Source organism: Streptomyces zingiberis, from assembly GCF_012034935.1.
GTDB lineage: Bacteria > Actinomycetota > Actinomycetes > Streptomycetales > Streptomycetaceae > Streptomyces > Streptomyces zingiberis.
Genome location: NZ_JAATEN010000003.1, coordinates 252,474 through 267,985, shown reverse-complemented (window position 1 = coordinate 267,985; position 15,512 = coordinate 252,474). Strand labels below are relative to the sequence as shown.

8 protein-coding genes and 3 pseudogenes are annotated in these 15,512 nt (G+C 78.2%); 6 read left to right on the top strand and 5 right to left on the bottom strand.

Features of this window, described 5'->3' with window-relative positions:
* Positions 1–142 precede the first annotated feature (142 nt).
* Entirely contained in the window at positions 143–2,536 is a 2,394-nt protein-coding gene (locus HCK00_RS05350) for a HelD family protein (RefSeq protein ID WP_168100568.1), read from the bottom strand.
* 379 nt (positions 2,537–2,915) lie between these two features.
* Between HCK00_RS05350 and HCK00_RS05345 the strand changes: the two genes are divergently transcribed.
* The 3 genes and pseudogenes from HCK00_RS05345 to HCK00_RS28650 all read left to right on the top strand — a co-directional run.
* Positions 2,916–3,281: a hypothetical protein gene (locus HCK00_RS05345; RefSeq protein ID WP_168100567.1), complete on the top strand. Its 366-nt coding sequence runs from the start codon at positions 2,916–2,918 to the stop codon at positions 3,279–3,281.
* A gap of 514 nt (positions 3,282–3,795) precedes the next feature.
* Positions 3,796–3,993: pseudogene (locus tag HCK00_RS28655) on the top strand (glycosyltransferase 87 family protein); the annotation flags it as partial.
* A 243-nt stretch (positions 3,994–4,236) separates the two neighbouring features.
* Positions 4,237–5,103: pseudogene (locus HCK00_RS28650) on the top strand (glycosyltransferase 87 family protein); the annotation flags it as partial.
* A 305-nt stretch (positions 5,104–5,408) separates the two neighbouring features.
* On the opposite strand, the gene HCK00_RS05335 reads toward HCK00_RS28650, so the two are convergent.
* Both HCK00_RS05335 and HCK00_RS27350 read right to left on the bottom strand, forming a co-directional pair.
* Positions 5,409–7,058 carry a DNA repair helicase XPB gene (locus HCK00_RS05335; protein ID WP_168100713.1) on the bottom strand — a complete coding sequence of 550 codons (1,650 nt, stop codon included), beginning with the start codon at positions 7,056–7,058 and terminating at the stop codon, positions 5,409–5,411.
* Positions 7,059–7,413: 355 nt separating this feature from the next.
* Complete coding sequence (locus HCK00_RS27350; RefSeq protein ID WP_240965269.1) at positions 7,414–10,797, bottom strand: helicase-associated domain-containing protein; 3,384 nt, start codon at positions 10,795–10,797, stop codon at positions 7,414–7,416.
* 131 nt (positions 10,798–10,928) lie between these two features.
* Here HCK00_RS27350 and HCK00_RS05315 point away from each other — a divergent pair, with 131 nt between their 5' ends.
* Both HCK00_RS05315 and HCK00_RS05310 read left to right on the top strand, forming a co-directional pair.
* Complete coding sequence (locus tag HCK00_RS05315) at positions 10,929–12,200, top strand: hypothetical protein (RefSeq protein ID WP_168100566.1); 1,272 nt, start codon at positions 10,929–10,931, stop codon at positions 12,198–12,200.
* Positions 12,201–12,710: 510 nt separating this feature from the next.
* On the top strand, positions 12,711–13,442 hold the full coding sequence (locus HCK00_RS05310; RefSeq protein WP_168100565.1) for an HAD family hydrolase: 732 nt from the start codon (positions 12,711–12,713) through the stop codon (positions 13,440–13,442).
* On the opposite strand, the pseudogene HCK00_RS05305 reads toward HCK00_RS05310, so the two are convergent.
* Positions 13,418–13,669: pseudogene (locus tag HCK00_RS05305) on the bottom strand (hypothetical protein); the annotation flags it as partial. The gene HCK00_RS05310 and the pseudogene HCK00_RS05305 overlap by 25 nt on opposite strands.
* A 212-nt stretch (positions 13,670–13,881) precedes the next feature.
* Between HCK00_RS05305 and HCK00_RS28125 the strand changes: the two are divergent.
* The gene (locus tag HCK00_RS28125) at positions 13,882–14,265 is read left to right on the top strand and encodes a cold-shock protein (protein WP_168100564.1); all 384 of its coding nucleotides are present in this window, start codon (positions 13,882–13,884) and stop codon (positions 14,263–14,265) included.
* Positions 14,266–14,454: 189 nt separating this feature from the next.
* Here the strand turns inward: HCK00_RS28125 and HCK00_RS05295 are convergent, their stop codons facing one another.
* Complete coding sequence (locus HCK00_RS05295; RefSeq protein ID WP_168100712.1) at positions 14,455–15,387, bottom strand: 1,4-dihydroxy-6-naphtoate synthase; 933 nt, start codon at positions 15,385–15,387, stop codon at positions 14,455–14,457.
* Positions 15,388–15,512 lie beyond the last annotated feature (125 nt).

Here is a 15,512-nt window from a genome sequence, read left to right as displayed (position 1 = left end):
CCGGCCGCCGCCGAGGGTACGGAAGGGTTGCCTCCGTGATGTCAGGGCCGGAACCGGAAGAGGCCCCGGCGGCGGAGGGTGCGCCAGGCGCGCCAGGCGCGGGTGGGGTGCTGGGGGTGGACGGGGCGCGGCGCCCGGCCGTTCACCCGTGGCCGGCCGGGGCCCGGCGGAGTTCCGGCGGGAGGTCCCGGGTGTGGACCACCGTCAGGCCGGAGACCGCCCGGGTCAGCGCCACGTACAGGCGGCGCAGCCCCGTCCGGGTGCCGGGCTCGGCGGCGATCACCGCGGCGGGCTCGTCCAGCACGACGTGGTCGTACTCCAGGCCCTTGACCAGCGTGGCGGGGACGAGCGTCAGCCGGGCCTCCGGGCCGGTCTCCTCGCCCGGGGCCAGATACGGCAGGTCCGCCGCCGTCAGCGCCGCGGCCAGCGCGGGGACCCGCGGATCGGCCACGATCAGGCCGACGGACCCCTCCCGCCGCAGCGCGTCGCGGCACGCCTCGACCACGGCCCGGGCCTGCTCCGCGGTCACCCCGCCGTCCTCGGGTCCCGTGCCGTCCGTGGGCGCGCCGTCCTCGCCGTCGCCCGCTCCGTCCGACGGCACCCGGCGGATCTCCAGGGAGCCCGCCGCCTCCCGGACGGAGGTCGCCGGGGTGAGCCCGGGTGCGATGACCGGCAGCAGCCGGGAGGCGTAGGCGATGACGTCCCGCGGCACCCGGAAGCCTTCCGTCAGTTCCTCGACCCGCCCGTCCGGCTTGCCGAGATGAGTCAGGGCCTCCGCCCAGCCGGGGGTGGACCAGGGGGTGGTGCCCTGGGCGAGGTCGCCGAGGACGGTGGCCGAGCCGGTGGAACAGCGCCGGCCCACGGCCCGGTACTGCATGGGGGAGAGGTCCTGCGCCTCGTCCAGCACGACGTGGCCCAGCGACGGGGTGCGGTCCAGGAGGTCCCGCGCCTCGTCGATCAGCACCGCGTCGGCCGCCGACCAGCGCGCCGAGCGGACGCTCCGCGGCGGCTTGGTCCACACCAGCTCCGCCTGCTCGGCCGGGGTCAGCACGCCTTCCGCGTGCTCGGCGAGGAAGGCCGCGTCGGAGAGGAGCCGCAGGACCAGCTTCGCCGGATCGACCGGTGGCCACACCTCCTTCACCAGCGCCTTCACCGCGCGGTCGCGGGCCACCGCGTTCTGCGTCCGGTCGTCCGGCGCCTCCCCGGCCGCCTCCATCCGCACCAGCACGGCGTGCGCGATCCGCTGCGGCAGCGCCTCGCGCGCGGCGTTGTAGCGGATGCCCCGCTCCAGCAGCTCCCCCACGATCTCCTGGAGTTCGTGCGCCGGGATCCGCCAGCGCCGCGAGCCGCGGACGACCACCAGCGGCTCCGTGGGTGGCGTCACCCCCGAGCGCACGGCCCGCCGCAGCACCTCGGCCATCCGCGCGTCCCCCTTCACCAGCGCCGCCGCCGGGGAGTCCGCCCCGCGCGCGCCCCCGCCCGGCTCCCCGGGCGCCACCAGCTCCTCGACCGTCGCCTGCGCCACCTCCAGCTCACCGAGGGCGGGCAGCACCTGCTGGATGTAGCGGAGGAAGGACCGGTTGGGGCCCACGACGAGCGTCCCGGAGCGGGCCAGCCGCTCCCGGTGGGTGTAGAGCAGATACGCCACCCGGTGCAGGCCCACGGCCGTCTTGCCGGTGCCCGGCGCGCCCTGGACGCAGAGGGTGCCGTCCAGCCCGGAGCGGACGAGCTCGTCCTGCTCGGGCTGGATGGTGGCGACGATGTCCCGCATCGGGCCGACGCGTGGACGTTCGATCTCCCGCTGGAGCAGACGCCCGGCGCCGTCGGCGGCCGAGGGGTCGGTGAGGTCCTCGTCCTCGTAGGCGGTGAGCTCGCCCCCGGTCCAGCCGAAGCGGCGGCGGAGCAGCACCCCCAGCGGCTGCTTCCGGGAGGCGCGGTAGAACGGCTGCGAGACGGGCGCCCGCCAGTCGATCACCATCGGGTCGCCCTCGGCGTCGTGGACGTGACGGCGGCCGATGTAGTAGCGGGCGGTGGCGGCCTCCGGCGCGTCCGGCCGGTCCCGGCAGTCCAGCCGGCCGAAGAACAGCGGGGTGCCGGCGTGGTCCGCGAGGGCCTTCACGCGGTTGTCGATCTGCGCCTGGAGGACGGCGGCGTTCACCCAGTTCGCCGTGACGTCGCTGATGTCCAGCCCTTCCACCTCCGCGCGCATGGCGCGCAGCGCCGCCCGGGAGGCGTCGAGATGGGCCCGCTCCCGGGCGAGGGGACCGGCGGGGTCCGGCTCCCCGCCGGGGGGCTCGCCGGGGCCGGCCCCGTGCCCGGGGGGCCCGGGAGGCGCCGAGGCCGGCCCGGTCCCGTGGGCGGGCGCCGTGGAGAGGACGGCGGCCTCGTCCCCCGGAGCGGTGACGGGGGTGACGGTCCCGCCGACCGGGGGCGCCGGCCGGCGGGGTGGCCCGGGAGGGCTCCCGCCGTCCGGGGGCGCGGTCGCGGAATCGGCCGATGACGGGTGCGCGGGCACGGCGGAGCCTCCGGGGTCCATGACGGCAGCGGTGACCGCTGCGGCTGCGTGAGCTGGGTGGACCGGCCGGTTTCCGTCCGGGCGGCGGCTCTCCCGGGGCGGCGGAAAGGCGGCGCGGGAGGCGGGGAAGCGGCGATTGTAACCACCGGGGGAGAGACCGGGCGAACCCTTTTGTACGCGGGGCCCAGGTGGCACGCCGGGTGACGCCCCGGGAACTCGCGGTGGCGCGGTGGCCCGTGGCGGCCGAGGGCCGGCGGGGCGGCCCGGATCCCTAGGGGACGGCGCCGTGCCGGATCCTCCTCCGGCAGGGCCGGGGCGCCCCCCGGGCGTACACCGCGACCTGCGCGGTTACATCTCTGGACCGATGCGCGGAAGGGGGACGAACCGCACGATGGGCACCATGAACACCACACCCGCACCCGCCACCCCGCCGGTACCGCCGCCCCGCAGGGCTCCGCACGGCGCCGCCCCGTCCGGCGCGCACCCGAACCACCGCCGCCATGTCCTCGGTGACGTCCTGCACGCCGTGCGGGTCTTCGCCGGTGCCGCGCTCAGCGTCGCCGTCCTCGGTGACACCGGGGAGCGCGACGACCGTGAGCGCCCCGGGAACGGAACCCCCGCGGGCTCCCGGACCGCCGGTACCGGCTCCGGCCCCGGGACTGCCGGCGCCACGGCCGTCCCCGGGACTGCCGGCGCCACGGCCCTCCCCGGAAGTGCCGCCTCCGGCGCCGTCGTCTCCGGGGATGCCGGCACCGGCGCCGCCTGAACCGGCCGCGCTCGCCGGCGCCCGGCGCGGCCGGGGCGGACCACGCCCCCGGGAGGTCCCTTCACGCTCTCCCCGCCGCCGCGCGCCGAAGCGCCCGCACCCGGGAACCGGGCGAACCGGGCCCACCGGAGAACCCGAGGGCCGGTTGAGGACACCGGGCCCCCGACCCCGGCCCTCGCCCCGACCCTCCCCGTAGCGCCGCCCGGCCGCTCCAGTACCGTTATCCGTTCGAGACCGAGCGGTGACGACGGCGGACCGGAGGGACGGACGGGTGACGGCTGCGACCGGACGGGGCGGGCGGCGGCTCACCCGGCTCACCCCACGGCTTCTCCACCGCCCGCACCGGCCCCTGCCTCCGCGCCCCCCGTCGGGGCGTCCGCGGCTCCGGCGGCCCACCCGGCGGACGGCCGCCGCGCTCGCGCTGCTGCTGCTCTCCGTCGCCGCGCTCGCCGCGCTCTTCCTGCTGCGCCCGACGCCCATGGCCGACCTGCTCGTCTACCGGGCCGAGGGCCGCGCCGTGCTGGACGGGACGGACCTCTACGGCTTCCGGGTCACCGAGTGGAACCTGCCCGCCACCTATCCGCCGTTCGCCGCGCTGCTCTTCGTGCCCGCCGCCGTGCTGCCGCTGGCCCCGCTGAAGGCCGCCTTCGCGGCGGGCAGCGTCCCGCTGCTCGCCCTGCTCGTCCATCTCTCGCTCCGGCTGACGGGCGTGCGGCCCGCGCCCCGCGACGTGTCCCACGCGGCCGGTCAGGGGGCCGACGGCCGGGAAGCCCCGCGCGGCGCGGGCCACGAGACGCCCGCCGCCGCGGGCCGGGACGGCCTCGCCGGTGGCGAAGTCCCCCGCGCCGGTCACCGTGGAGCGGCACCCGGGGACGCCGGGGGCCTCCCGGCGGAGGCCGCCACCGGGGACGCCACGGCCGCGGACGGGCCCGCGGCGCACGCCGCCCGGGGCACCCGGCGGCTTCCCCGGCCCGCCTACGCGGCTCTCGTCCTGGCCGCGACGGCGCTCGCCCTGTGGCTGGAGCCCGTCTTCCAGACGGTTCTCTTCGGGCAGATCAACCTCGTCCTCGCCGGTCTGGTGCTGTGGGACCTGACCCGGCCCGACGGCGCCCGGGGCAAGGGGCTCGCCCTCGGCATCGCGGCCGGGATCAAGCTCACCCCCGCCATCTTCGCCGTGTATCTGCTGCTCACCGGCCGGGTCCGGGCCGCGTTCACGGCTCTGGCGGGCTTCGCCGGCTCGGTGCTCCTCGGGGCGGCCGTCCTGCCGGGGGCGAGTGTGGAGTTCTGGACCCGCCGGGTCTTCGAGACCGGCCGGGTCGGCAAGGCGTGGATCGTGGACAACCAGTCCCTCCAGGGGCTGTCCGCCCGGCTCCTGCACACCGAGGAGCCCGGCCTCCTGTGGCAGGCGGCGGCGCTGGTGACCGCCGTGGCCGGGCTGCTGCTCGCCCGGCACGCCTGGCGCGCCCGGCGCGACGAGGCGTGGGGCGTCGTCCTCACCGCGCTCACGGCGTTGCTCATCTCCCCGATCAGCTGGTCGCACCACTGGGTGTGGTGCGTGGCGCTGATCGCGCTGCTCGCCCGGGAGGCGGGCCCGCGTACGGCGGTCTGCGTGGCCGTGCTGTTCACCGCGCGCAGCCTGTGGCTGGTGCCGAGCGAGGGCGATCTCGATCTGCGGCTCACCTGGTGGCAGCAGGTGCCGGCCTCCCCGTACCCGGTGCTCGCCCTGGGGGTGCTGGGCTTCGCGGCCTGGCGGCTGCGGCCCGCCCGCGGGACGGCGCCGGCCGGTCCGGGAGGGACCGCTGCGCCCGCCGGGGAGCCCGTGCGCGCCGTGGGCCCCGGGCGGCCCGTGGACCCCGTGGGCTGCGGGGCCCCCGGGGAAGGACCCCCGGAACCGGCGGTACGGCCCGGCGCCCGGGCCTTCCTGCCGGGCCAGTCCGCGCGGCGCGGCCCGATGGCCGCACCGGCCCCGCACGACCCGGCGGCCCCGCATGACCCACAGGCCCCGCACGGCCCTCCGGCCGGCGACGAGTCCCGGGCGGCCGGGGGGCCGGACGGAGGACGGGCCGGGGAGCCGGCCGGTGGGGCCGCCCGGGGCCCGGCGGCCGGGGCCCCGCCCGCCGCGCCGTCTCAGACCTCGTCGCCCGCCGGCAGCTCCGACGCGTCGACGATGCGGTAGGCGTAGCCCTGCTCGGCCAGGAACCGCTGGCGGTGCGCCGCGAAGTCCTGGTCGACGGTGTCCCGGGCGACGACGGAGTAGAACCGCGCCTCGTGCCCGTCGGCTTTGGGGCGCAGGACCCGGCCGAGCCGCTGGGCCTCTTCCTGCCGGGAGCCGAAGGTGCCGGAGACCTGGATGGCGACCGTCGCCTCCGGCAGGTCCACGGAGAAGTTCGCCACCTTGGAGACCACCAGGACGGGGACCTCGCCCCGGCGGAAGGCCTCGAAGAGCTTCTCCCGCCGCGCGTTGCCCGTCTCGCCCTTGATCACCGGCGCGTCCAGGTGCTCGCCCAGCTCGTCGAGCTGGTCGATGTACTGGCCGATGACGAGCGTCTGCTGTCCCGCGTGCCGGCGGACCAGCGCCTCGATGACCCGCCGCTTGCTGACCGTCGTGGCGCAGTGACGGTACTTCTCCTCCGGCTCCGCCGTGGCGTACGCGAGCCGCTCCGCGTCCGTCAGGTCGACGCGGACCTCCACGCAGTCCGCGGGCGCGATGTAACCCTGCGCCTCGATCTCCTTCCACGGCGCGTCGAACCGCTTGGGGCCGATCAGGGAGAAGACGTCGGACTCGCGGCCGTCCTCACGGACGAGCGTCGCCGTCAGCCCGAGCCGGCGGCGGGCCTGGAGATCGGCGGTGAACTTGAAGACGGGCGCGGGCAGCAGGTGCACCTCGTCGTAGACGATCAGGCCCCAATCGCGGGAGTCGAACAGCTCCAGGTGCGGATAGACGCCCTTCCGCCGCGTGGTCAGCACCTGGTACGTGGCGATGGTGACCGGGCGGATCTCCTTGCGGGCGCCGCTGTACTCACCGATCTCGTCCTCCGTGAGCGAGGTGCGCCGCACCAGTTCGTGCTTCCACTGCCGGGCGGAGACCGTGTTGGTGACGAGGATCAGCGTGGTCGCCCGCGCCGTGGCCATGGCGCCCGCGCCGACGAGCGTCTTGCCCGCGCCGCAGGGCAGCACGACGACGCCCGAGCCGCCGTGCCAGAAGTTCTCCACGGCCTGCCGCTGGTAGGGGCGGAGGCTCCAGTCCGACTCGTCGAGGTCGATCGGGTGCGCCTCGCCGTCCACGTAGCCCGCGAGGTCCTCGGCCGGCCAGCCCAGCTTCAGCAGCGTCTGCTTGACCTGCCCTCGCTCGGAGGGGTGCACGGCGACGGAGTCCGCGTCGATCCGCGCCCCGACCAGCGGTTTGATCCGCTTGGAGCGCAGGATCTCCTCCAGCACGGGGCGGTCGGTGGTCTCCAGCACCAGCCCGTGCACCGGGTGCTTCAGCAGCCGCAGCCGCCCGTAGCGGGCCATCGTCTCGGCGACGTCCACCAGCAGGGCGTGCGGCACCGGGTAGCGGGAGTGCTCGACGAGGGCGTCGACGACCTGCTCGGCGTCGTGCCCTGCGGCGCGCGCGTTCCACAGGCCGAGCGGGGTCAGCCGGTAGGTGTGGATGTGCTCGGGCGCCCGCTCCAGTTCGGCGAAGGGCGCGATGGCGCGGCGGCAGGCGTCCGCCTGCTCGTGGTCGACCTCCAGCAGGAGGGTTTTGTCGCTCTGGACGATCAGAGGTCCGGTCAACGCCTGGTCCCGCCCTTCGGTCTGCGGCGATGGGGCAAGCATCCAGTGTCCCTCACCGCGGCGGACGGGCGCCGGGGCCGGGGACGGGCCGCCCGGGAACGGGGGCGCGGCTTCCCGGACGGGACGGCTTTCACCGGGCTCCACCCGGGCTCGACCCGGGCGGAGGTAGGCGGCGGTGGGCGGCGACGGGCGGCGGTGACCTGTGCGGCGCGCCCCGGCCCCGGTCGGCCTGGGCCCGGTCCGCCCGGACCCGGTCGGCCTGGGCCCGGTCCGCCTGGGCCCCGCTCCTCGCCGGGCCCCGTTCCTCGTTCGCCCGGCCTCTCGCCCGGCCCCGCCTCTCGCCCGGCCCTCGCCCTCACCCGGTCGCGTCGGCGACGCCCGTGATGCGGTGCAGGGGGTAGACGCGGACCTCCTCGGCGGTGTGGTCGTACGCGGTGACCTGGCCGCCGGCCACCCGCACCGGGGCGATCAGCCGCCGGTCCGCCGCCCCCTCCGCGCCGACGCAGCCGATCCACACGGGGTCGCCGGTGAGCGCGGCGGCCTGGAGGGCGGCGAGGGTGTCGCCGACGGAGCCCCGGGGCACCCCGCCCGGCTCCGGCGGGTGGTCACCGGCGCCGGGCGGGGCCGGCTCGCCGGAGGCGGCCCGGTCCCCGGCCCGCACCGCCCGTACGGCCGCGTCGACCAGCGCGGGTTCGGGCTCCGGCGGGCCCTCCCGCACCGGCGCGGGAGGGGTGCGCGGCGGGGTGCGGCGCGGCTCCGGCCGGGCCAGGACGACATCCCCCTCGGCGGACTCCGCGGCCGGCGCGTACCCCAGCTCCCGCAACTTCGCCAGCAGCAGGGCCGGCTCCAGCGACGAGGCCAGCACCGCCGGCGCAAGCCGGCGCAGCCGCAGCGGCTCGGCGCGCCGGTCGGCGAGGATCTCGGCCAGGGTGGCCTCGTCCTCGCAGCGGACGTAGGCGGACGCCGCGCCGACGCGCAGCCGGCCGTGGCGGCGGGCCATGTCGTCGATGAGGTAGGTGAGCGGCTGCGGCACGGGCGTGCGGGAGTGTTCCGCGAGGAAGGCGTGGAGCCCGGCGGGGGTACGGCCGGAGTCCAGCGCGCGCCGCACCGACTCGGGGGTGAAGCGGTAGACCGTGGCGCCGCCCTTGGACTCCACCTCGGCGAGGACGTCCAGCGTCTCCGCCAGCGGGCGGCGCAGCGGTCCGGGGGCGACGGCGGTCAGGTCGGCCTGGAGGAGGACGTGGTCCAGCGGCTCCGGGAGCAGCGGCGCCAGCAGCGCGGCGGCCGCCGCGGCCCGCCCGGCCGGGGTGGCCGGGACGGCGCCGCCGGTCGCCCCGGCACCGGTGGCGTCACCGGTGCCGGTCCCGGCCGGGGCCCCCGCGCCCGGGTCGGCGCCGGTGGCCGCCGGGGCGCCCGTGTCCGGGCCGGTGCCGGTGGCCGCCGGGGTGCCCGTATCCGCGGCGGGGGCCGGACCGGTGTCCGTGGCCGTGGTGGTGCCGGCGTCGCCCGGCGCGGCCGGATCGGTGGTCGTGCCCGCCGGGGCGCCGGTACCCGCCGGGCGGCCGGTGTCCGGGCCGGTTCCTGCCGGAGCACCGGTACTCGTCGATGTGCCCGTGCCCGTGCTCGCGCCGAGGTCCGCCGTGGTGCCCGGGCCCCAGGTGCTGCCCGGGTCCGGGTCGGCGCCGGCGCCGGCCGGGGTGGCCGGGCGGGGGCCGGTGTCCGCCGTGGTGCCCGGGTCCGGGGCGGGGCGGCCGTCCGCCGGGGGGCCGCCGGGTACCGCCGGGCCGGGGGCCGCCCCCAGCAGCGCGCGGCCGTGACCGGTGAGGGCGCCGCGGCCGGTGACGCCGAGGAGTTCGGCCTCCCGCAGCGTCCACTCGGTGAGCCGGGTCCGCAGCACCTCCGCGGCGGACAGCCCGCGCGCCCGCCGCTGCCGCGCCCCGGCGCCTGGCGGGTAGCCCGCCCCGGCGCCCGCCGCGTGGCGCTCCGGGGCGTCCGCGCCGGCCGGCACGCCGCGTTCCCAGCGGAGCCGGGCCAGCAGCGTCTCCGGGCGTGGCGCGGCACCGGGGGGCAGCGTGGCGAGCAGGGCGAGCGTGGCGTGCCGTACCTCCGGCGCCTGGGCGCGGTCCAGGCCCGGGCCGAGCACCGTCAGGGCGCGGCCCCGGGCGTCCGTGCCGCCGGCGACCCCCGGGGTCCGGGTCGCCGCCAGCCAGGCCGCCGCCAGGACCGACCAGCGTTCCTGCGGGGGCTGCTCCCGCCACACGTCGTACTCCGGGGTCGGCGCGAACCGCTCGTCGGCGGCGCCGTCGGAGGCCAGCAGCCCGGCCGCGTGGGCCAGTTCGATCCAGAAGGCGGCCGTCGCCTCGTCGGTGTCGAGCGCGGCGGCCGTCCGCTTGAGGTCCCGTACGCCGAGACCGCCGGCGCGCAGTACGGACGGGGCGGCCGTCTCCCACTCCCGCAGCAGGTCCTCGACGACGCCCAGGGCGGTGTACGCCTGGCCGGCGGCCGTCGCGTCCACCGTGCGCGGGCTGTGCCGGCCGGCTGTCTCCACCGGCGGCGGCAGCGGCTCCACCACCCGGTGCGCCCGTCCGCCGCGCAGATGCAGCGCCACCTCGCGGGGGAGGACGACGGCGCCGGGCGCGGCCGGCAGCAGCAGTCCCCGGTCGGTGAGCCAGCGCACGGCCCGCCCCGGATCGGCCGGCACCGTGCCGTAGGGCGGGCCCCACACCAGCCGGTCCAGCACCCGCAGCGACTCCTGCGGCGCCCCGGCGAGCAGGGCGGCCATCCGCGCGCGGTCATTGAACAGGCCGGTCAGCGATTCGACGGCGGTCACCGGGTCGGGGGTGGACGGCAGTCCGGCGGTGGCGACGATCCGCTGGAGCCGGCCGGGGGACATCCCCGCCGTGGCGTCCGCCACCCCGGGGCCCAGCCCGGTGGACGGGGCGACGGGCCCCGGCGCGGCGGGCGCGGCCGTCGCCGGGGCGAGCAGTTCCCGCACCGTGCGGACCAGGTGGAGCCGGTCGTCCCCGCCCCACAGCAGTGCCCGGGTGCGCAAGGTGGCCACGGCGCGCGGCAGTTCGGCGGCCACCGCCTCGGCGGTCTTCCGGGCCGCGCCGGCGTCGGCCGCGTGCTCCTCCGGAGCCGGAGCCGGGGACACGGCATCACCGGCGTGCCCGGCGTGCCCGGTGTGCCCGGTGTGCCCGGTGTGCCCGCCGGGTCCGCCGTGGCCGGGGGCGCCCGCATCGGACGCGTCCGACGGGGCCGGAACAGCCGCGTCCGGAATACCCGGGACGGCCCGCTCCTCCGGCTCGCCGTCCCCGGTCATCAGGGACAGCAGCGTGCCGTACGGGCACGGGTCGGGCGCCACCGCCAGCGCCTCGGCGGTCTGTAGCGCGAACCGGTCCAGTCGCTCCAGGGCGCGGATGACGGACGGGCGCGCGACGGCGCGGGTCGCGAGCTGGGTGAGGTCACCGGGGACGGGGGAGAGGAGGTCCGGGCGGGCGCGGAGCAGCGCGGCCAGCCCGTCGCCGCCCGTGCCGTGGTCTCCGTGCCCCGCGGGGGACCCCGGCCCGCCGGGCCCGCCGCCGCGGGCGCGCAGCTCCTCGGCGAGGGTGCGGGGCGCCGTACCGGTCCGCGCGCCCGGACCGTGGCCGCCCGGACCGGGGCCGTCGGGTCCGTCGGGCGCGGCGGACGGGCGGCTTCTTCCGGACACCTCTGCCTCCCCGTTCCGCTCGGTGGTCATCCGCCTCACACTAGCGCCCGGGCCGGTCCGGACGGGGCCGTCCGCCCCGGCGCGGGACGGCTTCCGGCGGCGGCCGAGCGGGTAACGTCGGGTGAGGCGGTCACCAACAGCGCACACCCGCAGGGGATTTCGTGGGGATCAGAAGCGATCAGCTCGTGCTGGACTATCTGAGCCGGGTCGGGGACCTGGCCCAGCAGAGCCGGCTGCCCTCCGGGGACCGGATGAAGCTCGTCTCGGAGCTGCGCCGCCAGATCGACCAGGAACGCACGGTGACGGCCGACAACCCCGGCGCCGTAAAGCGGATCCTGGGCCGCCTCGGCACCCCGGAGGACGTGGTCCGCGAGGCGGGCGGACGGCTGCCCGGCGGAACGGGCCCGGACGGCGGGGACGGCGCGCACCACTCCGCCTCACCGCGCGTGGCGCACGGCCCGGCGGCCGGGGGCGGCCGGAAACCGCGCCGGGGCGCCGCCGCGGCCGGCCCGGGCGGGAACGGTTCGGCGTCCGGCCCCGGCGGCAGCGGGGACGGCTCCGGCCCAGGCGGCCACGGGGCCGGGGCCCTCGGCGCCCTGCGCCGCCTCGGCGGCCTGGGCCGGCGCCCGGAGCGTCCCGCCGCGCCGGAGGTGCCCGGCCCCCGCGAGAGCGGCGGGGGTGAGCCCGCCGCCCCGTCCGCTCCGGAGCCGCCCGTCGTCCCGCTCGTCCCGCTCGACGGACCCGCGCCCCCGCACCTCGCCGGGGAGGACGAACTCCGCGGGGCCGACGGCACCGAGTGGTGGCGGGTGGAGCCGGGCCCCTTCGGCGCCTCCGGGCCCGCCGCCCCGGGCGGTTTCGCCGCCGGGCACTTCGGCCCCGGGGACTCCGTGCCCGGCTTCGTCGGCGGTATCGAGATCCCCGAGATACTGAAGCCGCCCCCGCAGCGGCCGTTCGAGCAGGCCGCGGGGGCGGGGAAGGCCGGGGCGCCCGGAGCCACCGCACCGCCCGGCCCGGCCGGGGCGGCGGCAGCCGGGGGAGGCGCGCCGGAACCGGTGGCCGTCCGCGGACCGTTCCGCCGGGGCCCGGCCCGCGTCGGGACGCCCAGCCCTCTGCTGCTGCTCGCCGCCGCGCTGCTGATCGGTGGCGCCCTGCTCGGTTCCCTGCTCGCGCTGGCCGCGGGGTGGCTGATCGCCTACGCCGGCCCGCGGCTCAGCCGCGCCGAGGCGAAATGGGCGGCGCTCGCGCTGCCCGGCCTGGTCGCCGGGGGAGCGCTGGTGTGGCTCTGGGGCCGGCTGGACGGACGGTGGGGCGAGCAGATCCGCGACGGCGCGATGAGCGACGCGATCAGCGAGACCTGGCCGATCGCGCTCCGGGCCGCGGCCGTCGCCTCGGCGGTGTTCCTGCTGTGGCGGGCCCGCCGCGTCCGCGGCTGAACCGGCTCGCCCGGCTGCCCGCCGGGCCACCGGGGGCCCGTCGCGCCGGGACCTCCCGCGCGGTGACCTCCCGCCCGGCTGCCCGGCGCGGGTCCCCGGGCCGTGCGCGGTCGCGACCTTGCGCCCGACCGGGCGGTACCGAGGACGGCCGGTACCGACGAAGGCCGGGGCGGCGGTGTGACAGGCGGCCAGCTCCGTCGTGGTGGGACCGGGCCCCGGCCGGCGCGGATGCCGGGCGAGGAAGAGGAATCGGGACACGGCCCGGGATGGTGTTTCCACGCCCGCCCCGCGCGGGTGCCCCCGGGTGCCCGCCGTCCGGCGCGCCTTGTCCAGGTGTACCGCCGGCTCCGGGTGTTCCGGCGGTGGGGCCACACGCCTTGCCGATGACCACCCCGCCCCGGTGCACCGCCGGCTCCGGGCATGTCGGGTATCCGGGTGCGTCGGGTGCGTCGGGTGCGTCGGGCGGCCCGGCCGTACGCCGTGCCGGTGGCCACCCGCACACTGTCCGGTATGGCACCCCATCCCCCGACGGTCGGTTTCGACCTCGACATGACGCTGATCGACTCCCGCCCCGGCATCAAGGCCGCCTACGAGGAACTCACGGCCCGCACCGGGACACCGATCGACACCGATCTCGTCGTCAGCCGGCTCGGCCCGCCACTCGAACAGGAACTGGCCCACTGGTTCCCGGCGGCCGAGGTGGACGCCGTCGCCGACCTCTACCGGGAGCTCTACCCGCGCCACGCGATCGGGCACACCCTGGCGCTGCCCGGTGCCCGTGAGGCGGTGCGGGCCGTGCGGGAGGCCGGTGGCCGCGCCGTCGTCGTCACCGCCAAGTACGGGCCGAACGCCGAACTCAACCTCGCGCACCTGGGGATCGAGCCCGACGCCGTGGTCGGTTCCCTCTGGGCGGAGGAGAAGGCCCAAGCGCTGCGCGCGCACGGCGCCACCGTGTACGTCGGCGACCACACCGGCGACATCCGCGGGGCGCGCGCGGCCGGCGCGCTCTCCGTGGCGGTGGCGACGGGCCCGTTCGGCGCGGAGGAGCTGCGGGCTGCGGGCGCGGACGTCGTCCTGCCCGACCTGACGGAGTTCCCCGCCTGGCTGGCCGGCCGGGAGGCCCAGGGCTACCGGGTCCCCGGCTCCCGCGCCTCGTCCGGCGCGGGGCTGCCGGACCCGGGGCCGGGCGCCCCGGAGGCGCGGGACGCGGAGCCCTCCGGCCCCAGGGAGTTCCGCGCCTGACGCCGCTGCGCCGCGACCGACCGCAGCACCCCGGCGCCCGCCAGCGCGAAGCCGGCGCCCATCAGCATGGACAGCAGATAGGCGGCGGTCGGGAAGGGCTCGGCCCCGAGGAACAACGGGGCCACGGTCACGACGGTGGCCACGGCGCCGACGAGGAAGACGACGCCGCCGGCCCGGACGAGCCGGTCGCCCGGGCCGCCGCGCTCTGCTGGGGTTTCACTGCTCACCCCTCCAGGGTAGATCCGGGGCGGTGGCCCATGTCCGCGGGTCGCCGTCCCCGGACACCGTGAACGCTGAGGAGCCACCCGGCGACTTCTTGTCACCGGGCGCCGGACCATTAGCCTGGGGGCAGGCGGGCCGCGGCGTCCGCCGCACCGCCCCCGAACCGCAGTTGTTCGTGTGTGTGCCATCCCCGACGAGTACGAGGACGAGGACAGACGTGCCTACCGGCAAGGTCAAGTGGTTCAACAGCGAGAAGGGCTTCGGCTTTCTCTCCCGCGACGACGGCGGCGACGTGTTCGTGCACTCCTCGGTGCTCCCGGCCGGGGTCGACGGCCTCAAACCGGGCCAGCGGGTGGAGTTCGGTGTCGTCGCGGGAAACCGGGGCGACCAGGCCCTGTCGGTGACGGTGCTCGACCCCACGCCCTCCGTCGCCGCGGCCCAGCGCCGCAAGCCGGACGAACTCGCCTCCATCGTCCAGGATCTGACGACCTTGCTGGAGACGGTCGGCGCCCAGCTCGAACGGGGGCGGTACCCGGACCGGGCCCACGGCCAGAAGATCGCCGGCATGCTGCGGGCCGTCGCCGACCAACTGGACGTCTGAGCCCGCCGGGGCGCCCGGACGCCTGAGACACCCGGCCCGCCCGCCTCACCGGCCCGCCCGGCGAGGCGGGCGGGCCGCTGTCCGGGGCCCGTGCCCGCACCGGCTTCCCGGGGTGACCGTCCGAGCCTGCGGGCTCGCGCCGTTCGCAGCGCTCACGCCGTTCACAGCGCTCGCGGCGTCAGCGTTCCTTCACGGCCGAGGAGGCGACGGGAAGTCCAGGGCGTGCGGGCCGAGGGGCGGCACCAGTCCTTCCGCCGCCGCGCGGTCGAGCAGCCCGCGCACCGCCGCGTACCCCTCGGCGCCCAGATCCGCGGTGAACTCGTTGACGTAGAGGCCGATGTGCTGGTCGGCGACGGCCGGGTCCATCTCCTGGGCGTGCTCCAGGACGTACGGCCGTGACGCCTCCGGGTCCTCCCACGCCCGCCGCACCGAGGCGCGGACGGCGGACGCCAGCTCCCGCAGCCGGGCCTCGCCGAGGGAACGCCGGGCCACGATCGCGCCCAGCGGGATGGGCAGTCCGGTGGTGTTCTCCCAGTGCTCGCCCATGTCGGCCACGCGGTGCAGCCCGTAGTCGCGGTAGGTGAAGCGGGCTTCGTGGATCACGAGCCCCGCGTCCACCACCCCGTCCCGCACGGCGGGCATGATCTCGTGGAACGGCAGCACGGTGATCTCGCCGACGCCGCCCGCCACTTCGGCCGCCGCCCAGAGCCGGAAGAGCAGATACGCCGTCGAACGCTCGCTCGGCACGGCGATCCGCTTCCCACGCAGGTCGCCCGCCGAGGCGGGCCGCGCGGTGAGGACGAGCGGGCCGCAGCCGCGCCCCAGGGCGCCGCCGCAGGGCAGCAGGGCGAACTCGTCGAGGATCCACGGCAGGACGGCGTAGGAGACCTTCAGCAGGTCGAGGGCCGGGTCGCCGCCGGTCCCGGGCCCGGCGCCGGGGCCGCCCGCGGAGGCGGGGGAGGCCGCGCGTTCCGCGACGCCGTTGGTGACGTCGATGTCCGCGAACACCACCTCCACCGGAGGGGCGTCCGCCACCAGCCCGTGCGACCAGGCGTGGAAGACGAAGGTGTCGTTGGGGCACGGCGAGTGGGCGAACCGCAGGGGCGGCGTGGCGCCGGGCACGGACCGCGCGCCGGGCGCGGGGAGGGGCGTCTCCGTCCCGGTCCGCTCCGGCCGGGTGCGCTCCGGCGCGGGCCGGTCCGTCCCGGGCGGATCCGTCCGGACGGACGGGTCCACCGCTCGTCCCA